Source organism: Flectobacillus roseus (genome assembly GCF_030056595.1).
Taxonomy (GTDB): Bacteria; Bacteroidota; Bacteroidia; order Cytophagales; family Spirosomataceae; genus Flectobacillus; species Flectobacillus roseus.
Map to the genome: position 1 here is coordinate 85,854 of NZ_JASHIF010000003.1, position 20,702 is coordinate 106,555.

At 36.9% G+C, this 20,702-nt stretch carries 17 protein-coding genes; 6 read left to right on the forward strand and 11 right to left on the reverse strand.

Annotation, left to right across the window (positions count from 1 at the left end):
• Positions 1 to 149: 149 nt before the first annotated feature.
• From QM524_RS04655 to QM524_RS04680, 6 genes are all read right to left on the reverse strand, one after another.
• A complete protein-coding gene (locus QM524_RS04655; protein WP_283343689.1) occupies positions 150 to 1,337 on the reverse strand; it encodes a helix-turn-helix domain-containing protein in 1,188 nt (395 codons plus the stop codon).
• Positions 1,338 to 1,869: 532 nt separating this feature from the next.
• Positions 1,870 to 3,510, reverse strand: a complete 1,641-nt coding sequence (locus tag QM524_RS04660) for a sodium/sugar symporter (RefSeq protein ID WP_283343690.1) — start codon at positions 3,508 to 3,510, stop codon at positions 1,870 to 1,872.
• Positions 3,511 to 3,709: 199 nt separating this feature from the next.
• Positions 3,710 to 4,990, reverse strand: a complete 1,281-nt coding sequence (locus QM524_RS04665; protein WP_283343691.1) for a Xaa-Pro dipeptidase — start codon at positions 4,988 to 4,990, stop codon at positions 3,710 to 3,712.
• A gap of 151 nt (positions 4,991 to 5,141) precedes the next feature.
• Entirely contained in the window at positions 5,142 to 6,467 is a 1,326-nt protein-coding gene (locus QM524_RS04670; RefSeq protein WP_283343692.1) for a TolC family protein, read from the reverse strand.
• A 108-nt stretch (positions 6,468 to 6,575) separates the two neighbouring features.
• On the reverse strand, positions 6,576 to 8,156 hold the full coding sequence (locus QM524_RS04675; protein ID WP_283343693.1) for a DHA2 family efflux MFS transporter permease subunit: 1,581 nt from the start codon (positions 8,154 to 8,156) through the stop codon (positions 6,576 to 6,578).
• 316 nt (positions 8,157 to 8,472) lie between these two features.
• Entirely contained in the window at positions 8,473 to 9,492 is a 1,020-nt protein-coding gene (locus QM524_RS04680; protein ID WP_283343694.1) for an HlyD family secretion protein, read from the reverse strand.
• A 449-nt stretch (positions 9,493 to 9,941) separates the two neighbouring features.
• Between QM524_RS04680 and QM524_RS04685 the strand changes: the two genes are divergently transcribed.
• Both QM524_RS04685 and QM524_RS04690 read left to right on the forward strand, forming a co-directional pair.
• The gene (locus tag QM524_RS04685; protein WP_283343695.1) at positions 9,942 to 10,466 is read left to right on the forward strand and encodes a MarR family winged helix-turn-helix transcriptional regulator; all 525 of its coding nucleotides are present in this window, start codon (positions 9,942 to 9,944) and stop codon (positions 10,464 to 10,466) included.
• Positions 10,467 to 10,645: 179 nt separating this feature from the next.
• A complete protein-coding gene (locus QM524_RS04690) occupies positions 10,646 to 11,110 on the forward strand; it encodes a c-type cytochrome (protein WP_283343696.1) in 465 nt (154 codons plus the stop codon).
• Between the two features lie 192 nt (positions 11,111 to 11,302).
• Here the strand turns inward: QM524_RS04690 and QM524_RS04695 are convergent, their stop codons facing one another.
• Positions 11,303 to 12,394: a complex I subunit 1/NuoH family protein gene (locus tag QM524_RS04695; protein WP_283343697.1), complete on the reverse strand. Its 1,092-nt coding sequence runs from the start codon at positions 12,392 to 12,394 to the stop codon at positions 11,303 to 11,305.
• A gap of 80 nt (positions 12,395 to 12,474) precedes the next feature.
• Complete coding sequence (locus tag QM524_RS04700) at positions 12,475 to 13,647, reverse strand: trans-sulfuration enzyme family protein (protein WP_283343698.1); 1,173 nt, start codon at positions 13,645 to 13,647, stop codon at positions 12,475 to 12,477.
• Positions 13,648 to 14,040: 393 nt separating this feature from the next.
• Between QM524_RS04700 and QM524_RS04705 the strand changes: the two genes are divergently transcribed.
• Positions 14,041 to 15,321: a metal-dependent hydrolase family protein gene (locus tag QM524_RS04705; RefSeq protein ID WP_283343699.1), complete on the forward strand. Its 1,281-nt coding sequence runs from the start codon at positions 14,041 to 14,043 to the stop codon at positions 15,319 to 15,321.
• Positions 15,322 to 15,481: 160 nt separating this feature from the next.
• On the opposite strand, the gene QM524_RS04710 is transcribed toward QM524_RS04705, so the two are convergent.
• On the reverse strand, positions 15,482 to 16,069 hold the full coding sequence (locus QM524_RS04710) for a DUF4202 domain-containing protein (RefSeq protein ID WP_283343700.1): 588 nt from the start codon (positions 16,067 to 16,069) through the stop codon (positions 15,482 to 15,484).
• 158 nt (positions 16,070 to 16,227) lie between these two features.
• Here QM524_RS04710 and QM524_RS04715 point away from each other — a divergent pair, with 158 nt between their 5' ends.
• From QM524_RS04715 to QM524_RS04725, 3 genes are all read left to right on the forward strand, one after another.
• Positions 16,228 to 17,004 carry a PspA/IM30 family protein gene (locus QM524_RS04715; RefSeq protein ID WP_283343701.1) on the forward strand — a complete coding sequence of 259 codons (777 nt, stop codon included), beginning with the start codon at positions 16,228 to 16,230 and terminating at the stop codon, positions 17,002 to 17,004.
• 82 nt (positions 17,005 to 17,086) lie between these two features.
• Complete coding sequence (locus tag QM524_RS04720; protein WP_283343702.1) at positions 17,087 to 17,644, forward strand: TerD family protein; 558 nt, start codon at positions 17,087 to 17,089, stop codon at positions 17,642 to 17,644.
• Between the two features lie 20 nt (positions 17,645 to 17,664).
• Complete coding sequence (locus QM524_RS04725) at positions 17,665 to 18,270, forward strand: TerD family protein (RefSeq protein WP_283343703.1); 606 nt, start codon at positions 17,665 to 17,667, stop codon at positions 18,268 to 18,270.
• A 274-nt stretch (positions 18,271 to 18,544) separates the two neighbouring features.
• On the opposite strand, the gene QM524_RS04730 is transcribed toward QM524_RS04725, so the two are convergent.
• Together QM524_RS04730 and QM524_RS04735 are read right to left on the reverse strand one after the other, a co-directional pair.
• Entirely contained in the window at positions 18,545 to 19,630 is a 1,086-nt protein-coding gene (locus QM524_RS04730) for a carboxypeptidase-like regulatory domain-containing protein (RefSeq protein ID WP_283343704.1), read from the reverse strand.
• 436 nt (positions 19,631 to 20,066) lie between these two features.
• Positions 20,067 to 20,342 carry a DUF7710 domain-containing protein gene (locus QM524_RS04735; protein ID WP_166579332.1) on the reverse strand — a complete coding sequence of 92 codons (276 nt, stop codon included), beginning with the start codon at positions 20,340 to 20,342 and terminating at the stop codon, positions 20,067 to 20,069.
• Positions 20,343 to 20,702 lie beyond the last annotated feature (360 nt).

The window sequence follows — 20,702 nt, forward strand, 5'->3', positions numbered from 1 at the left end:
GTACTGTTCGTAAAGCTTTTTCAAAGAAAAAAAGAAAAGTACAAATAAGTAGCTCAGTAGACATATGCCCAAACCTCGAATATAAATAAAGGTCAGGACATTGTAGCACTACAACGTCCTGACCCTTGTATAAAATTTTCGAGTAACGTTTACTCGTTGGAGATGGCCACTTTGATATTCTTTTGAAACTCGGAGGGTGTTAATCCAGTATGTTTTTTAAATACGGTAAAAAAAGTACTCTTCGCATTAAATCCACAGTCTTTCGAAATACCTTCTATACTGTAATTTTGGTATTCATCATCACTCAAACGACGCTTAACCTCCTCAACCCTCAATGAGTTGATATAATCACTGAAATTCATACCATAATGAACACGCATCATACTAGATATTTGATAGGCAGGTAAATTCGTTTCATAGGCAATATCATTCAATGAATACTTTGCTCTTAAATATGGCTTTTGGAGATGGATATAGTTTTCAAAGTTTTTAATAATTTCTGGTTCTATTTCGATTGTTTCAAGAACAAGTGGCTCGCTATCGTTTACAGAAAAGTCAAAAACTTCTTCATAAACTGACCACATTTTTCCTATTTCACCACGATTTACCCAAAGAAAACCACAGAGGGTATAAAAAAATACGCTTTGAATAATTATTACCTGCGTAAAAATTCCTTTGAATGCGGATATACCTAAATTATTTACTATGACACCAAAATAAGCTATTTTAAGGATGAATAGCCCAGTCACCATTACTGCAACAAATATACTCCATTTGAAATGTCCCAAAGGAGTATTGGGGTTTTGCTTAAATCTTTGGGCAATTATATGCCAAATAAGTAATCCGTATACCATAAATAACAATCCTAGTAGAAAATCTCTGATATCATTTCCTATAAAACCTTCATGCCCAACAAACAAATTGGCAGGGTTCTCTTTGATCGACTCCAATATCTTCACCTTTTCTTGGAAAGGAAGGATATAATAAGGTATCAATTCAAGGAATACAAGCACTACTGGTATCCCGTGGGCTAAATCCACAGGTTTTATTTTTAAGGAAGGATCGTTGATTTGACGTACATAGAAATAGGTTAATGCAGGCAAAATGAAATATACTGGCATTGCTACTCTGAAAATTACCGCTTGAAATTCAGTTGGCAATGGCCCATAGAGAATGGTATTGGCTAATCCATTGATTGACCAAATAAAGAAAATTGCCCCTAGTATATTTTTTCCTTGGTGTGTAAACTTGGTTAATACCCAATATCCTAAGAGGCATCCGATTAAAAATGAAAACAATCCTAATCCAAAAACAAATGTTTCGAATAGATGACCCATGTGAGTTGAAATGGTTTAAAAGTAAGGTTCAGGCGATGCAACTGCTATTCTAAGTAGAGTAAATAGCTTTTGAAAACCTTCGAGGATGCATTCTAACTTAAATATACCACAAAAGTTAAAAATATTTGTGGTTGTTCAAAATTATTGGTGAGATTATCCGATTTATTGACAGAAGTGAATAAAACAAAAAAGTTTGAAGATAACATGATCTTCAAACTTTAAACTTTACATCCTTACTTTATATTTATCTTTAAACTTTGGTCTATCAGCTAGATGCTGAACAACTCTAAGTATTTATTACTAATTTATAAAAACCTACAATAGAATGATTATTCAAACAAGACTTTTCAATTCTAATATTCTATTGAAAAGTGAGTTTTGTTTTCTCTATTGTTGAAACAAATTTACATTTTCAAAGTGTTCGATGATTAAAAAAATGGTTCAAAAAGGTTCAGAATATTAAATTCTGAACCTTTTTGAACCATTTTTCGGCATAAACTGCTACTTTTTCTTTATTTACACCCATTCAATACTACCAAAAGGCAGTATATAGAGCCACAAGTATTCCAGAAATTAATATCGAAGAAACCACAAATGACTGACTTACTCTGAACATTTTGGATTCAATCTCTAACCCTTGAGGGTTATTTTTACTGTTAGGGTCAGTCAAAGTTACGATAATCATTAAAGCTACCAAGAGTAGAAATACCCAGAGAGTTCTATCTAGGAATGGCATTGGTTCAACAATCATACCGAAGAACATCTCTGCCAAAGCAGGAATAGACTTGAAAGCCACGGATAAAGGCAATGCTAAAAATGCAGCAACAATAGCTGCTTTTGATGTAGTTCTTTTCCAGAATAAACCCAAGAAAAACAGTGCGAAAGCCCCCGGGGTGATGTAGTTGGAGTATTCTTGAATAAACTGATAAGCTTGCTCTAATTTACGGAGTTGTGGAGTAATACAAAGTGCAATAATGAAAGAAACAATTACGGCTAAACGTCCTACTTTCACGGTTCTGTCTTCTGAAGCATCCTTATTATAGAACTTTTTATAAATATCCAAACTGAAAATAGTAGCTATACTATTACATTTTCCTGCCAAGGAGGCTACGATGGCTGCAGTTAATGCCGCAAAAGCCAAACCCTTCATTCCAGCAGGTAGAAGATTCATTAAGGTTGGATATGCGTGATCTGGTTTTACTTGTCCGCTCACATCAAGCATTTCTTGTTGAAACTCACCATTTTGGAACAAAACATACGCAGCAATCCCTGGAATCACGACAATGAGTGGCATTAATAACTTCATAAATGCCGCAAAAATTATCCCTCCACGGGCAGTATTGAGATCAGCCCCCAAAGTACGTTGTATAATATACTGATTACACCCCCAATAGTTGAAATTATTAATCCACATACCACCAATCAAGATTGAAAGTCCCGGCAATTCATAATAGTGAGGGTCACCTTTCGAGAAAATCATGTGAAAATGGCTATCAGCTTGTTGACGCAAAATACCGAGAGCATCTACGACTCCATCTCCATTAAATTTATCTGATACCATATTTAAGGCCAAATAGGTGGTTGCTAAACCTCCAAGTACTAGTACAACTACTTGAATCACATCAGTATAGCCAATCACTTTCATGCCTCCTAGGGTAATAAACACCGCAAACACAGCTAGTCCAAACATACAATAATAAAAGGGAATCCCAGAGATGGTTTCTACGGCAAGAGCACCTAAGTACAAAATCGATGTTAAATTGACAAAAACATAGAGCAACAACCAGAAAACAGCCATAATGGTAGCAACTGTGTCATTATACCTTGTGGAAAGAAACTGGGGCATGGTATAAATTTTATTTTTCAGATAAACTGGAATAAAAAATATGGCCACCAAGATTAAAGTTGCGGCTGACATCCATTCGTAGGAAGAAATTGCTAGTCCAATGGCGAAACCTGAGCCAGACATACCTATAAAATGTTCAGCGGAGATGTTAGAAGCAATTAGTGAAGCACCTATGGCCCACCAAGTTAAAGAGCCTTCTGCGAGAAAAAAATCTTTGGTTTTGGAAGAAGTTCCTTGCTTCTTTTTAAAAACCCAAATACCGTAGCTAATTACTACAATAAAATACACAAAAAATACTAAATAATCTGCTGTTTGCAGTTGTTTCATGGTTGTTATAGTTAATTGGGGATTAAAGATAGAATTATTCTTATGTAAAATATAAAATTTCACACCATTCTCCAATTAAAGACAACAAGGACTCTTATATAATCAAAAATGTGTTGCTCTTTTGATAAATTTTATCTCAGAACAACACATTTTATTTTTAAATAGCTAATATATAACAAATTAAGCTCCGTTATCTAAACTATTTTTGTAGATATACTTTCCCTTCCTTCATTACAAATTTTATTTTCTTTTCTAGAACTGTAATATCTTGTTCTGGATTTCCTTCTACAGCAACAATATCAGCCCATTTTCCTTGAGTAATTGAACCAAGTTTGGTCTTCACTCCTATCAAGTCCGCTGCATTGATTGTTGCAGCTTGGATAGCCTGTGCAGGTGATAAACCAAATTTTACCATGTAAAAGAACTGTTTTCCGTTATTACCATGTGGATATACCCCTGCATCGGTTCCATAAGCAATTTTTACACCAGCCTTGGCTGCCTTTTGGAAACTTTCTCTCTGGGTTTTGCCAACTGTTCTTTCTTTTTCAATAAGTTTCTCTGGATAGCCTAATTTGGCAAATTCCGACAGAATATAATCATCATTGTAAATATCAGCCACCAAATATGTTCCTTTCTGCTTCATTAATTCAATTGCCTCCTCATCCAAGAAGCTTCCATGTTCGATAGAAGCCACACCAGCTTTAATCGCCATTTTGATACCCGTAGTTCCGTGTGCATGTGCGGCTACTTTTTTGTCCCACATCGCTGCCTCGGCCACTAGTGCATTCATCTCTTCTTGCGAGTATTGTGGCGCACCCACCGACTCTTCCTCTGATAAAACTCCAGCTGTAGCCGTAAATTTGATTAAATCAGCACCATATTTAATATTATATCGTACTTGTTTACGAATCTCATCTATGCCGTCTGCAACCCCAGAAATTGCTTTAAATGAAAGATATGGAGAAAAACCGCTGATATCAGCATGTCCACCGGTAGCTCCAATGATTGGCCCTGAAACAAATAGTCTAGGACCAGAAATATGACCTGCATTAATAGAACGCTTCAATGCCACATCAATTAATTCAGGTGCACCCACATCTCGACAAGTGGTAAAGCCTGCCTCTAAGGTCTTTCTGGCAAAAATATGAGCCTCAACCGCATAATCTATTGGTGATTTTCGGAACAAATCCTCCATATAATTGTCAGGCTGTGAGGTAATATGTGTATGGCAGTCTATAAACCCAGGCAATACTGTTGCTTTGGATAAGTCAATCACTTTGGCTTGTGCAGGATATTTGAGATTTGTTCCTACCGATTGAATGATATTACCTTTGATAAGGATGGTCTGATTTTCGAGAAAAACACCTTTTTCACTATCAAACATTCGTCCTGCTTTGATGACAATGAGTGAATCAGAAGATTGTGCTAAAACAGCTCCATGTAATAAAAGACCAACTAGTAGTGTCCAGATTTTTTTCATAAAGAAATGTGTTGATGAAAAATTGATTTAAGCAAAGGTAAGTATTATTTGGCTATCGGCTATCAGCTACTAGAATTTGGAGAAACTCTTAAAACAAAAAAACTCCAATCCCGCAAAAGCAGCATTGGAGTTAACAACAGAGATTGTTTTTCTACCAAAATTTTAAACCTGACAAACGGCTCACTTCAAGTTTTGCCTGTGTCATCATGTATTGATATTGTAACTGTGTCAATTGAGCTTCACGTAAAGCAGTTTGTGCAGCCTCAATTTCAACATTGGTAATAACGCCATTTTTGTAACGACTTTCAGCTAATTTCAATGCATATTGTGCTTGGAATACGTTTTTCTCTGAAAGGTCAAGTTTGTTTTTTGCAATTGTGTAGTCGTTCTCCGCAGCATCCAAATCTCGTTTCAAAGCTTGATTGGTAGCTTCTGAAGAGTATTTCAACATTTCTTTGCTCAATTTCGCCATTTCGGTTGAGTACGCTCCACGTCCACCTGCATAAATTGGGATAGTCATTTTTAAACCTAAGACTGTGTTAAATTTAAAATCTTTATCCACTGGAGGCACTTCCCCATTGATGCGTGGCAAATATCCGTTTTTAATGCCTAGTTGACCCACTGCAGAGACGGTTGGAGCCATGCTCAATTGCGCAATTTTAACATCCTTATCCGCTATCAAATCTTTTTCTCTGATATTTTTCAAATCAACGTTATTGGTTTGAGCTTGCTCAAATGCTGCTGAAACAGTCAAATCTGCCCAAGTTGCTGAAAAATCTGCATCAGTAGGAACCATAGTTCTTGCATCTGCACCAATCAAGGAACTCAAATAAATCAACTGGCGATCTAATTGACCCTGTAAATCTGTTAATCTAGTTTCGGCATTTTTATAACGTACTTGAATCGAAACTCTATCGTAATCCAACGCATCGCCTTGTTTCAAACGATCTGAGATTAGTTTTTCGTTATTGGCAACCAATTTCAATTGTTCTTTTTGTACCTCGATGGCTTTTTGCAAATACACAATACCGTAATACAAATTCGCTACTTGGTAAGCATAATTTTGTTTCAACCCTTCAACATTATTTTTAGAGAGGTTTGTTTCTAATTTTGCTCTTTCAATCGCTAAAGCTTGCTTACCCCAGTCGGCAATGGTATAATTGGCGCCAACATTGGCATTGTAGTTCATATTTGGCTGAAAACTCAACTCTGTCGAAGTAGAACCAAAGGCAAAACTTGCCTTGGCAACAGGGTCAATACGAGTTACGCTTAATTCTGATTGAACTTGTGGTTTTAGTGCTGCTTCTTGAATTTTTGTTTTGTAATCTCCAATCGAAACCAACTGTTGCTGTTCCTTAATTCTTGGAGAATAATCAATAGCAGCCTTCACCAACCGACCCAAAGCGTCCGTATTTTTATCTTGTGCAAAGCTCATCTGTGCACAAAGGATAAGTCCGAAAACTGTTAATTTTTTCATTATCTTCTTTAAAATTATGTCTGTTAAAATAGAGGTTGAGGAATTGGGTCATAAGACATCCGTTGCAATTTTGTCAACCGATGTCTATTCCCCGTGACCTTATGCCTGTTAATGACTATCTGCTGCTGCTTTTGCTGCGGCTGCGATTTCTTCTTTGGTTTTCTTTTTCGTTCTCAACAATAAGAGCAATGGAAAAATTGCGATGAAAAACAAAGAAACTACTCTGTAAGTATCTAAGTAAGCAAGGTAATATGCCTGTTTAGCAACTAAACCTTCGAGTTGGGCATACGCCATCTTGGTTGCGCCAAAGTAATCACCTGTTTTAGAGGCAAAATTGGCAATACTACCGTTAAGGCGTTGTACAAACAAAGGATTATCCATGGTCATATTCGCCATCAAGTCCGAACGGTGTTGTGCTGCGGCATTCGTTACATAGTTGTTGGCCAACGCAATACCAAAAGCACCTCCCAGTTGTCGAATCATATTGGTAAGGGCGATACCCGCAGGATATTCTCTTTGTTGCAAACCTGCTACAGCTTGGTTGATCAATGGCATTTGTAACATGGCAACCCCTAGCACACGACATACTTGCATAGGAAAGAAATCCCATTTGCCCATTTCGGGAGTAGCTGTACCACTGTAAAAGCCAAAGAATACAAATATCAGGATACCAATTGCCATATATGGAAGTGGAGAATCGCCTGCCGCCATACGTCTTCCTATGACTGGAAATAATATTACACCGAGCATGGTTGGCGCAATCAATGACAAACCTGTCTCGAGCGGCGTAAACCCATTGATACGTTGTACCATTACTGGGTATACGAATACTGAGGTAAACAAACCAAGACCTGCAACAAAGGTAAATATGGTAGAAAGTCCAAAAACTTTGTATCTAAATATCTTCAGGTCAACAACAGGGTGTTCGGTGGTCAATTCTCGCCAGACAAACCCTACTAATCCCACTACAGCCGACAAACTTAGGATTACAATGGTTCTAGATTCGAACCAGTCATCAGATTCTCCCTTTTCTAATACGTATTGCAATGAACCAATACCAAGCATAAGTAAGAAAATCCCAGGGTAATCTATAATAATCTTGTCTTTCTTCTGTCCTTCTCCTTCTTTTCTTTCAATGTAAAGAATCGTCAAAATCGTAGCAGCAATACATATTGGAATATTTACGAAAAATATATCTTGCCATGTAAAATGTTCAACGATATATCCACCCAAAGCTGGGCCTAAAGTTGGCCCTAGGATAATACCCATCCCAAAAATACCTGAGGCTATTGGTCTATCTTTAGGTTCGAAGGCATCAAATAAGATAGCCTGTGAGGTTGATAGCAAGGCTCCCCCTCCTACACCTTGAATAAATCTCCAAAATACTAATTCCCAAAGTCCATGAGAAGCTCCACAGAAGTAGGAAGAAATACCAAATAATAGAATAGAACCTAAATAATATGTTTTTCGTCCGAAGTAATCTCCTAAAAATCCCGTCATTGGGATAATGATTACGTTAGCGATGGCGTAAGATGTTACGACCCAAGCTACGTCTTCGATTGTAGCCCCTAGTGAACCAGCCATCTGGTTGAGGGCTACGTTAACGATTGTGGTATCCAAAAGCTCCATCACCGCTGCCGAGATGGTGGTTATCACAATCATTGCTCTTGCTAATCCTTTAGCCGCCATAGTTGATGATTATTTTAGTCTCGAAACTAAAGCTGAGCAATTCAAGAAGTGTTGGATATTTCTCCAATCAGTCCCTTATCATTGGTAGTCAATATCCGCTTTACGAGGCATTGTTACACTTGATATCAAATGGCTGAAGAATTACAATTATGAATTGTGAGTCTGAAGTAGATTCAACAATTGACAACCGCGCAATCCCTTGCTTATTTCTTCACCTCAATTTGTCTTTAGATAAGCAAAACCCTAAATCATGATTACTCACAAAACTTATCTAAGCCTCCACTTCTTATGACCAATTGCCCAACTTTATCTCGAATTATTTTACAGGAACAGAAACTTCTAATGAAAGACCTGCACGTAAAATATCTTTGTTTTTAGCAATGTCCTCAATTTCAATTTTTACAGGAACTCTCTGAGTTACTTTCACAAAGTTACCAGATGCATTATCAGGAGGTAACAAAGAAGCCTTGGCACCAGTAGATTCTGAAATTGAAATAATTTTTCCTTTTAATGGACGGTTTGGATACGCATCTAAAGTCAATTCGGTCTCATCTCCTACTTTCAAACGAGCGATTTGGTTTTCTTTGAAATTAGCAACTACCCAAAATTGTTGATCTTGAACGACCGTCATCAAAGTTTGACCAGCTTGAATAAACTGTCCAGCCTCAACCGTTTTCTTACCGATACGACCTTCAGATGGAGCATACACTTTTGCATAAGACAACTTCAACTCCTGTTGAGCAATTTTCACTTTCTTTACTGCTAATGTGGCTTCAGCTTTGTGTAAAGCGGCAGTCAAAATTCCCATTTTAGATTTGTTCGAAGCGATGTCTTGTACAGAAGCATTATATTGAGCAACTAATACATCATAGTTTGAACGAGAATCTTCTGCTTGTTTTTTAGTGATTGCATTATCTGCTACCAACGCATTGTCACGATCTGCATCACGCTTTGCTTTATCACGACGAATTGCCGTAGCTTTTAGGTTAGCTTCCATTGCCGCTATGCTCATTTTCAAATTTTGAATATTCGCTTTAGCGTTTTCTACATCTGTTTCTGCTTGCAACAAATCAGCTTTTAGTTCCTCTAATGCCAATTTCCCTTCTTCCGAATCAATTTCGATCAACAACTGATCTTTTTTAACTACATCGTAATCTTTTACTGAAATTGATTTTACATAACCCGAAGTACGAGGTAGTACTGGCACAAAGTAAGATTCGATTTGTGCGTTATCAGTATCCTCATGCGTCTGAGAATAATGATATTCCTTATATCCCAAAAATCCACCGACAGCCACTACTGTTAATAAAATTAACTTTGGCAATTGCTTTTTCATTGAACTCTGATTTTCCATAATTTTTATAATCTTAAATAATCATTGTATTTATTCTAGTCGCTGTATGCTTATAGAATCAATTCCTACAAATGGCCCATCGAACTTATCTTTTGTGTTGCGTCATCAAATGGTAAGAGATGCATATGTATGAGAAAAATTCAATTTGTGTGTGAATTGATGACACAAAGGTAAACTAAGTTTACTAAATTAGTCAAGTAAGTTGACAAATATTTTTTCATTTATTAACTTTGTATCAGATTCAACGAAAAAACAGTCAAAATTTCCTTGGATTATTCATCTTTTTGGTAAAAGATACTTAAAATGACTACTGCAATTGTGTGTAACAATTTGTAATTTTGAGAATCTAAACCCGCAAGATGACTTAAATAAGATGTACCACAGAATAACCGAGGTATTGTTTTTGTACAAAACACTATCCTAGAATCATTATGACAGAAGATGATGTAATTAAGCTAAAAGAGTTTAAAGCGAGTAAAAATCGCTTGATGGGGCGCTTGTTGAATCGCTCCTACAGATATATGTCCACATTAGCAGTAAAGTTTTTAACAGATAAAGGCTATACCAATTTTAGGGTAGGTCAAATTGTTGCGCTAGTAAACATTGATGTGGAAGGTACAAGTGTCAATAAAATTGCCCAGAAAGCAGGAATGACCAAACAAGGTATGAGCAAGCTTGTAAAAGAATTGGCTGATGAGGGTTTTGTATATACCGAAAAAGACCCTAGCGATGCTCGTGCTCTGATTGTTAAACTCACAGACTTAGGAGTTAGATGTATTTTGGACTGGAAAGCATGTACAGAGTATATCGATCAAAACTTCGAGGAGGTGATTGGAGCTGAGCAATTGAATATATTGAAAGATATATTACGGAATCTGGTTGATAAATATGAAGAAATGATAGAAACAGGAGAAGTTCCCTGCGAGCCTATTCCATTGGCTTTTATGAAGAAATAAATATCAGTTTTAGAGCCAATTAATATCATTGAAGGAACTAATCGGATTCCTGAAATTGCATACCAAACAATAGAATATAGCGTAAAATTAAGGCAAATATCCTGCTTTATATACCCCAATTGGGATATTATCTTTATTTTTGCCCTGTTATTTTCCTCCAAGGCACTAAAAACAAAAAAATGGAAAACAAAATTTTCAAAACCCTACGTGTAGTAAACACCCTTTTAATTGTAGTTGTAGTTTGCTTTATTTTTACCTTGTTGGCGTTTGCTATGATGCCTAGCCAAGCTGAAACAGCGGCAGCTGGTGGTCCAGGCCCTCAGAATCCTGTTACTCCAGTGGCAGCAGCACTTTCAGCAGAAGCTACAAAAGGTAAAGAAATTTTCACAAACAACTGTGCAGCTTGCCACGCTTCAACTGACGAAGTTGTAGTAGGTCCAGGATTGAAAGGAATCGAATCACGTAGAGATGCGGCTTGGGTTGAGAAATGGGTACAAAATCCACAAAAAGTGTTGGCTGGCGGTGATAAATACGCTAACGACCTTTTCAAGAAATTTAATGGTACTCAAATGACGGCTTTCCCTAATTTAGGCACTGAGGACATCAAAAACATTTTGGCATTCTTAAAAGAAAGTAACCCTTAAGATAATCTCATCTTTAATTGAGTGATTGGGATTGATTGAATGAGTAATTATTCTTTGAATCCACGTTTTATCGGTAGAGTAACAATGCTCTGCTTCTCAAGATGAGTAATCCAACATCTAGCATCAAAAAAGCGGTCGAAAAATTTTCGACCGCTTTTTTGTTATAACTTTAATATTAGCGCAATTGACTTCTTAAATCATCAACATTCTCCAAATAGCAGATAAAAATACTGCCAAAATTGAAAATGGTGTAAGTACTTTCCATGTAAGATACATCAGCTGGTCTACACGTAAACGAGGGAATGTCCATCGCACCCACATTTGTACAAAAATGAGCATATAAGCTTTGGCTAACAACCAAACAAATCCCCAAATTGCGCCAGACCATGAGCCGGGCTCCCCAGAAGTCCAAGTTGCTAGTTTGACAGAACCAATATTCGGGAAAGGTGAATTCCAACCTCCCAAAAACAGAATAACGCCTAAGACACTTACCAATAGCATCATACCGTATTCCGAAAGAAATATCAATGCCCATCGCATGCCAGAATACTCAGTATGAAAACCTCCTACCAACTCAGACTCAGCTTCGGGTAAGTCAAAAGGTGCACGGTTACATTCTGCCAAAGAAGCGATAAAGAAAATAATAAACACCCCTAAGAAGAACGGAACTCTGAAAATATTCCAAGTCAAAAACCCACCCACTTGCGTTACATCGATTCCTAAAGATTTTAGTCCAAAAAGGTAATTATCATGTGCTGAAAAAATACCTTGTTGTGTACTTATTTCTTGTAGATTTAAGGTTTGAGAAACCATCACCACACATAAAACCGACAAGCCTAATGGAATCTCATACGATACGATTTGAGCAACCGAACGCATCGCTCCTAACAATGAATATTTGTTATTTGAAGACCAGCCAGCCATCAAAACTCCAATAATATCTATTGAGACAATCGCCAATAGATAGAATACACCAATTTGTGCTTGTGAACCTTGCAAATATTCTCCTGGACCCAGCGGTATTACCGCAAAACCCGCAAAAATTGCCACAAAAATCATACAAGGCGCTGCTAAAAACAACCTCTTGTCTGCTAGTTTGGGTACAATATCTTCTTTCGACAAAAGTTTGACCAAGTCAGCAATCAATTGAAGTGAACCGTATTTACCTACAACCATAGGACCCAAACGGTCTTGCATGAAAGCGGAGACCTTACGTTCGGTGTAAACACCAATCACAACATTTGCTAAAACAAGACTCAAACAAATTAGTAATGCAACGAACATATCTTATTATTTTAATATTTCGTCGTTGAGGAAAAGCACATTTGAATCAAGCACAAATATTCTTTTCCTCAAAAACATTATTATTCAGCAATCGCTTTTTCCAAAGCTTGTTGGAAATCAGCTATTAAATCGTCTACAGACTCCAAACCTACCGCAATACGAACCAAGCCGTCGGTGATACCCACTTCAGCACGTTGTTCAGCACTTAATTTTGAGTGCGTCGTCGACGCTGGGTGAGTGATAATGGTACGAGTATCTCCTAAGTTTGGCGAAATAGACGCAATTTTCAAGTGTTTTGACATTTTATTCACTACCTCAAAACCGCCTTTTACATCTATCGTCATGATTGCTCCACCCATCTTCATTTGCTTTTTCGCTAATTCGTATTGAGGGTGCGAAGTTAAGAATGGATATTTTACCGCATTTAAAGCTTCATTTCCTTCCAACGCTGAAGCCAATTTGTAAGCATTTTCTGAATGCTTTTCCATACGAAGGTGAATCAACTCTAAACTTTTCGATAGAATCCAAGCATTGAATGGCGACATAGATGGACCTGTATGACGAGCGAAGAAACGAATTTCCTTAATCAAGTCGGCACGACCACAAACTACCCCACCCAAAACACGACCTTGTCCGTCGATATATTTCGTAGCTGAGTGAATCACTAAATCTGCACCCCAATCAGCAGGTGTTTGAATAACTGGCGTAGCAAAACAATTATCGACAGCCAAAATCAAGTTATGTTTTGCTTTCAACTGAGCGATTGCCTCAAGGTCAATCAAATCCAAGCCTGGGTTTGACGGACTTTCACAAAACAAAAACTTGGTATTAGGTTGAATAGCATTTTCCCACTCCTCAATATTATGTCCATCCACATAGGTACAAGTAATGCCCCATTTAGTAGTGATTTTACTCAAAATCTGAATCGCGGAACCAAACAGCGCTTTTGATGCTACCACATGGTCGCCTTGCTGTAATAATGCTGCCATCGCTGCGAAGTTGGCTGCCATACCAGAGGCAAAAGCAAGTCCATCTTCTGTGTTTTCGAGCATACACATTTTCTCAACGAACTCATCCACGTTAGGATTCATATAACGAGAGTAAATGTTACCTTCCATTTCTTCTGCAAAAATGGCTCTTCCTTGCTCAACATCTTCAAAAGTAAAACTTGAAGTAAGGTACAATGGCACTGAATGTTCACGATTGTGTGAGCGTTCTGCCTGAATTCTGATGGCTTTAGTTTGTTTCTTCATCTTGGCCCTCCAATTTCTACCAAAATCAACAGTGATCTCAGTAATTTTATTAAGTTTTTGATTAACAAAGGCTTTCTCAAACCCACGCTTTTTCTTGATTCAATAGCGTTTTTTTACCCTTTTTAGCAAGCTTTACACAATAATACTCGACAAAATCAATATACTAAATTGAGTAATTGCTTATTTCAAAAGAATTAGACCCCTAAGTTACGCCCAAAAGCTCGAATGACGAGAAAAAATCATCTCTTTTTCAAAAAGAAGCGACATTTTTCGATTTTATAAAACCGAATTCTTATTTTTAGAAAGTGGTATCATAAATATTGATTTTATGATAGGTTTACAGGCATCACAATTTTCACCGCCATTTTGGCTAAACTACCTTTATTAACAAACATGAAAAAAACGTTACAGACCATCGCCGCTATTGCGATTTTCAGTACTGCTTCATTGGCTCAACGCACACTTCTTCATTGCGGTACATTTATCGATGTTACCAAGGGAAATACCCAAAGTCAAGTGACTATAATAGTCGAGGGCAAAAGAGTTACAGGCGTGCAAACAGGATATCTTGCGCCTAAAGGGACTGATAAGGTCATTGACCTAAAGTCAAAAACCGTTATGCCAGGACTAACAGATATGCACGTGCATATTGAGGGCGAAACCAGTAAAGACCAGTTGGTAAAACGCTATCAATTTAATCAAGCAGATGTGGCTTTTGAAGCAGCTCGTAATGCTAAGACTACGCTCATGGCTGGATTTACCTCAGTGCGTGACTTGGGCGGTTCGGGTGTGAATATCGCACTTCGCAATGCGATCAGTAAAGGTATCGCTGTAGGTCCTCGTATTTATACTGCTGGTAGAACCATTGCTACTACAGGAGGCCATGGTGACCCAACCAATGCTTTAAGCGAAAACTACACGCCAGATCCGCATATGGTTACGGGCGTAATCAACGGTGCTGAGGAGGCACGTCAGGCCGTTCGTCAGCGTTACAAAGATGGCTCTGACTGTATTAAAATCACGGCAACTGGTGGTGTTTTGAGTATTGCAAAAAATGGAAAATCACCACAGTTTCAAGAAGACGAGCTGGAAGCAATCATCAAAACAGCCAAAGACTATGGATACCATGTGGCAGCTCACGCACACGGTGCTGAAGGTATCAAACGTGCAGCTAAAGCAGGCGTAACAACTATCGAACATGGTACTTTTATGGACGATGAAGCCATTGAAATTATGAAGCAAAAAGGTACTTACTTAGTGGCAACAATCTTGGCTGGTAAAACTGTTGCCGACTCTGCTAAAGTCCCTGGCTATTATCATCCTCTGGTAGTTCCAAAAGCTTTGGAAACAGGACCACTTATTCAGAATATGTTTGGAAAAGCTTACAAAGCAGGCGTGAAAATTGCTTTTGGTACCGACTCTGGTGTGTCATTACATGGATTAAATGCCTACGAATTTCAATATATGGTAGAAGCAGGTATGCCAGCAATCGAAGCCATTCAAGCAGCCACGGTAACTCCAGCTAAAATTTTAGGTGTTGAAAAAGATCTAGGCTCTATCGAAGCAGGTAAATTCGCTGATATTATTGCTACTGACGGCAATCCTTTACAAGACATTACTCAAATGCGTAAAGTGAGCTTCGTAATGAAAGATGGCGTAGTTTATAAACAATAAAATAGGTATTGCTTATAAACTTCTGAATCTTCGCAACATAAGTCATCTCGAAATTTAGAAATACAAAAGCGGTCGAAAATTATATTTCGACCGCTTTTTTTGATTGCTTAAGAAGCAAGGTATTACGTCTCTACTTGTGGAAATCAATCATATTTTTCTCCTAGCCCAATCTCTCCAAAGCTTTCTGAATTAACGCTAATCCTTTTTCACTGTAAGACAATTGTAGAGCCAAACTATGTCCGTGGGCATCCATCTTCAACAATGATTTTCTGATAATCTCAATCATTTTTTCATCGTCATGTTTTTGAAAAAATGCTTCATATTGAAACTCTAAAAACACTAAACAAAGCGCATTCTCGATAGTTTGCACATCGGCATCCTGCTTTATTTTTTGTTTTGTAATAATTTGCTTTACTCTTTCTATTAATGATTCTTCGTAGCCTACCTCTCCAAGGATTTGAGCGGCAGTTTCAGCATGAAACTTTCCTAAATCCTTTCTCCAAGTCAAATATCCTACTTTTCCCTCAGGATAAGTATTGCGAGGAATGCTCCAACGTCCAATATGTTGGCTTCTCGATGCTAATTGTAGCTCTTCACTTGCTTGAGGATTTAGTTTTAGAACCCAATCAGAACATTTCAAGGCCATAAAATATTCTTGTGGATAGGTTTCACCATCCCACACAAATACATTAGGATCTTGTTTGTTGTAATTATCGAACTTTTCGAATGCTAATCCAATTTTTTCCATATATTTAGAAGAGTGTTTGATTCCTGTACATTTATTTTTGATTCCATCCAAAGCTACAGCACATCATCCATACTAGCAACCAATCATCCTGATTTTGCTTGTTAGTTAAGCATTAAACCTGCTAAATTTCGAACAAATAAACCAAAACATGATTTAAAATGTGGTCTGACTTACTACAAATCCTATTTAACCATGAAAAAAAGTCCTCCACCGACCCTAACCCTCAAGACCCAAACGTTTTGTTGGCTTTGGCCGAAAAAGAACTCATTAAAGCGATTGCCGATGCTGAGCAAGTAAAAAAGGTTGCCCAAAATAATTATCATAGTCTTCTCGCCAAAGCGGAGGAACTACAAGGGCAAGCGAATCAACTGTATCAGGCTGCACAAAAATCGTTACAAACTGGCAATGAGGAACAAGCTCAACAATGGTTACGTAAAAAATCACTCGTCGATGAACGTATCAGTGAGTATAAAACCTTGTTGGAACAAGCCCAACAATTACTTCATCAACTCGAAGCGCAACATCAGGATTTACAATTTCGCCTAGAGTCTACTCGACTAAAAGGTCAGATGCTTATTGCCAAAGTTGAAGCGGCTAAAACGCAAAAACTAGTAGAAGGTGTTCAAAATCAGGAAAATGCCTCAGCACTAGAGCAAATTTCAGCCTTGGAGCAGCAGTTTCAAATCAAAGAAGATGAGCGAAGCATGCGAGAAGAATTGCAACAAAATGATACCATCATCAAAAAAGCATTTGAAGAAATTGCCTTTCAGCAAAGTATCGAAAAAGACTGGGAAAAACTTAAATCTGAAAAAGATTTGAAAATAACTGATAAACAAGCCAAGAAAATAGAAGACTTTTTTAGTAAAACAAAAGATACTCCGACAGAAAAACCACAAAGCGATAAACAGAAAAAAATCGACGATTTCTTTAAATAGGCAAGAGTCATACATTTTTATCAGATGTAGTCAAAGCCACATACCTGTTTCCTATTTTAAAAATACTTAAACTCAAAACAACATGGCAATCAATCTCAAAAAAGGCGGTTCAATAAACCTATCAAAATCAATGACAAAGCTCAACAAACTGATGATTGGGCTTGGCTGGGAATACGCTTCTATTCCTGTAGACTTAGACGCATCAGTCTTTATCCTTGGAGCAAACGGCAAACTCTTATCGGATGAGTATTTTGTTTTTTACAACAATTTAAAAGCTCCAGATGGCTCCGTTCAACACACGGGTGACAATCGTACAGGTAGCGATAATGATGACGATGAGGTTATTTTAGCAAACTTAGATAATATTCATCCTAACGCAACGGAAATATGTATCTGCGTAACTATTCACCAAGCGCAACTTCGTAATCATTCGTTTGGGATGTTGCGTGATGCCTATATACGTATAGTGGACATGGATACCAAATCAGAAGTAGTAAACTATGACTTGGACAGTTCACACAATGCCGAAAATGCACTCGTGTTTGCCAGAATCAAGAAATCAGGAAATGAATGGTATTTTTATGCTGATTCTCAAGGTTCAAAGGATGAATTGCAAGCACTAGTAGATATGTTCGTTTAATAGATAAACACCTTAATTTTATGATAAATCTGACCAAAAACAGCCGCATTTCTTTAGAGAAAAATGGCTCTCAACTAAAAGAAATCAGCATTGGACTAGACTGGGGAAGTATTCAACATTCTTACTTATTTGGACTTTTGAAGGATTCGACCGCTGTAGATTTAGATGGGTCGGTTTCGCTTTTTGCTGATGATAAACAAGAAATTGAAACCGTATATTTTCACAATCTAAAATCCAGAGATGGAGCTATCAAGCATAGTGGAGACGACAGGGTTGGGGACAGTAGCGCCGACAATAAAGATAATGAAATCATTTACATCAATCTTGAGCAAATAAATCCAAAAGTCACATCGATTTTCATCTATTTAAACTCCTATAAACAACAAGATTTTGCCTCTATCCCTTATGCCAAAATCAAAATTGTCGAAGGTAAAAATCACAACCCACAACAGACTTTTGCAACCTATAACATTGCCTCAGACGAGACTTACAGTGGATATGTGTCAATGATTATGGGCAAAATCGAAAAACTCAACAATAACTGGACATTTACTGCCTTGGGAGATCCAATTAAAGCCAAAAACATTAAGGAGACAGTTATGTTAATTCAAGACAGATATATGTAGATTATCAGAGCTATTTTCTGTAAATAGCTCTCCAAGGTATTCCGAGTATCTCAAAGCCATTTCGATAGTTAAATATAGAACTACCTGAAATGGCTTTTTGGTATCTTTTTTACTGCCACTGCTGGTGAAAGTAATATACCAACTTGCCATTGCTGGAGTTTTCTCCAGCAAACTCGCGTCAGCAATACCAACTTATTCATCATTTAAAGTTGCTGAATGGGAATAACTCCAAAGAGGGCATAATTAATAGGTATTTTTGCTTGTTAAACATTGTCTATTCTATAACAAAATCTGCTGGCAAAGACACAGAAAGTCCTTCATTAGCCCAAAAACCAGTAAGAATCACACCATTCGGTTTTAATAACCAACCTCCTTTTGAAAAAGTCAAAGTATTTTGGGGAAGAATTACCATCGCATTTATATAAGGATAATCTGAAAAAATTGGAACTTCCTCTTCTCTCTCCTTCAAAAAAACTAACAACTGTTTATTTGTAAAAAGATTATGTTCATCTTTGATCTTATCATAAAAATAAAAGTCTGAGAGCTTACAAGGAATAATGTTTTTCTTTGCAACTTCCTCATACACAGAGGTATTAACAGTATATGTTCTCTCTTTAAAATTAGTTTGAAATACCTCAAGCTTATCATTTTTAAGTCTGTTGTTGGCAACAGAAACCAAAAAATTCCTAAATGACCTTTTGAATGCGATTTTTCGATTTTTGTTCCAAATAAATTCTTGTTCAGTATCTCTGGGCACCAGTTTCTCAAAAAATTGATCAATAACAGATTCCGATTGGCTACCATTACATTTAAAATAAGACATTTGAATAGTTATTTTATATCCCAAAGCATCATTTTGGATATAAATAGGTTCAACAGCAGAAGCAAATAAATTCTTATCATCATCATATTGAAGCCTTATTACATCTGGGTTTATTATCTTGCATTCTCTTGCAAAATCTGATTGTCCCAACAATGCCGCTTGAAATAACTGCCATTTTCTTTTGAAATCTTTAGGCCGTTTAGCAGTTATAGTAACTTCTGGTATGGCGATAGGCTTTAGTGAAAATGAGTAAATTTTCTCTGTCCCTAATTGCTGAGTAATATTTTCTCTCAAGCCTTGAAAACCCACAAAGGAAACCACCAGTTCTATATTGGGAACAGTATTTGGAATTTGAAGTTTGAAACTACCATTTGAATCGGTTGTTGATCTAAAAGAAGTGTTGTTAGCAAAAACATTAGCCAATTCAACAGGATTTTGTTTTTCGTCTACTACTTTACCTGTGATTTCCCAAAATAGTTTTTGAGAAAAAGAACTCTGAATATTTAACAAATAGATGAGGATTAGTAATTTTTTCATAGAAATAAGTTTGTGAATCTAACTAATACTGAGAACTAGACTATAGGCATCAAACATAACATTAAACTATTTAAATCCAGATAATTACAGATTACAATTACATTATATTCTATCACCACCGATTTTTTTACAAATAGAAGTAGTTTTGACTTTTGCCATTAATGCCATTGCTGGAGTTTTCTCTAGCAAACTCGCGTCAGCAATACTAACTTATTTCTCTGCTAAATACCTAACTCGTTGCAAACGCGAGTCTATTTGGAGATAACTCCAAAGAGGGTGAAAGAGAACAAAAATAATTCATCTGCCATTGCTGGAGTTTTCTCCAGCAAACTCGCGTCAGCAATATACCAACTTAATTCTCTTCTAAATATCTGGCTCGTTGCTAACGCGACTTTCTTTGGAGATAACTCCAAAGAGGGCGAAAGAAGATAATTATTTAGTTAACACAAACACCTTCCTCATAGTGGAAATGGTCTACTGATGCACAACTAAATTGGCCAATATATTTGGGGCTTTTTTGATATTCCTTTTTGATATCGAAATATTTTTTTTCAATTGCCCAATCATACAATAGCATATCTATTGGATATAAACTAAGTATACCTGTCAATGAATAACGTTTAATAACTTCTTCAGCTTTTTCCTTACTTTCAAATATTCCTGCTGGGTAATTCGCCCCTTCTCCCATAAAAACATAGACTTGGTTTTTCATTTTTTATATATTAATGTACTGATGAAATTAAAACTTTTAAATAATCTATTGGAGTTTTCTCCAGCAAACTCGCGTCAGCAATACCAGCTTATTTCTCTGCTAAATACCTAACTCGTTGATGACGCTAGTCTCTTTGGAGATAACTCAAAAGAGAGCGAAAGAGGACAAAATAGTTACTGCCATTGCTGGAGTTTTCTCCAGCAAACTCGCGTCAGCAACTTATCAATGTGCTTATATCCTAAAACTTGGTTCGTTGCCGAAACATTAAGCTCATTGGAGATAGCTTTACCTAAGGCAAATATGGTATGTAATCGATTTATATTTCAAAAAAATTAATTATTCTTTTTGATACAATAAATC

Coding starts and splice junctions, on each gene's coding strand:
- QM524_RS04685 (WP_283343695.1), top strand. CDS start 9,942: ATGACAGAAGATGATGTAATTAAGCTAAAAGAGTTTAAAGCGAGTAAA.
- QM524_RS04675 (WP_283343693.1), bottom strand. CDS start 8,156: ATGGCGGCTAAAGGATTAGCAAGAGCAATGATTGTGATAACCACCATC.
- QM524_RS04710 (WP_283343700.1), bottom strand. CDS start 16,069: ATGGAAAAAATTGGATTAGCATTCGAAAAGTTCGATAATTACAACAAA.
- QM524_RS04700 (WP_283343698.1), bottom strand. CDS start 13,647: ATGAAGAAACAAACTAAAGCCATCAGAATTCAGGCAGAACGCTCACAC.
- QM524_RS04680 (WP_283343694.1), bottom strand. CDS start 9,492: ATGAAAAAGCAATTGCCAAAGTTAATTTTATTAACAGTAGTGGCTGTC.
- QM524_RS04735 (WP_166579332.1), bottom strand. CDS start 20,342: ATGAAAAACCAAGTCTATGTTTTTATGGGAGAAGGGGCGAATTACCCA.
- QM524_RS04705 (WP_283343699.1), top strand. CDS start 14,041: ATGAAAAAAACGTTACAGACCATCGCCGCTATTGCGATTTTCAGTACT.
- QM524_RS04720 (WP_283343702.1), top strand. CDS start 17,087: ATGGCAATCAATCTCAAAAAAGGCGGTTCAATAAACCTATCAAAATCA.
- QM524_RS04725 (WP_283343703.1), top strand. CDS start 17,665: ATGATAAATCTGACCAAAAACAGCCGCATTTCTTTAGAGAAAAATGGC.
- QM524_RS04695 (WP_283343697.1), bottom strand. CDS start 12,394: ATGTTCGTTGCATTACTAATTTGTTTGAGTCTTGTTTTAGCAAATGTT.
- QM524_RS04690 (WP_283343696.1), top strand. CDS start 10,646: ATGGAAAACAAAATTTTCAAAACCCTACGTGTAGTAAACACCCTTTTA.
- QM524_RS04670 (WP_283343692.1), bottom strand. CDS start 6,467: ATGAAAAAATTAACAGTTTTCGGACTTATCCTTTGTGCACAGATGAGC.
- QM524_RS04715 (WP_283343701.1), top strand. CDS start 16,228: ATGTGGTCTGACTTACTACAAATCCTATTTAACCATGAAAAAAAGTCC.
- QM524_RS04655 (WP_283343689.1), bottom strand. CDS start 1,337: ATGGGTCATCTATTCGAAACATTTGTTTTTGGATTAGGATTGTTTTCA.
- QM524_RS04730 (WP_283343704.1), bottom strand. CDS start 19,630: ATGAAAAAATTACTAATCCTCATCTATTTGTTAAATATTCAGAGTTCT.
- QM524_RS04660 (WP_283343690.1), bottom strand. CDS start 3,510: ATGAAACAACTGCAAACAGCAGATTATTTAGTATTTTTTGTGTATTTT.
- QM524_RS04665 (WP_283343691.1), bottom strand. CDS start 4,990: ATGAAAAAAATCTGGACACTACTAGTTGGTCTTTTATTACATGGAGCT.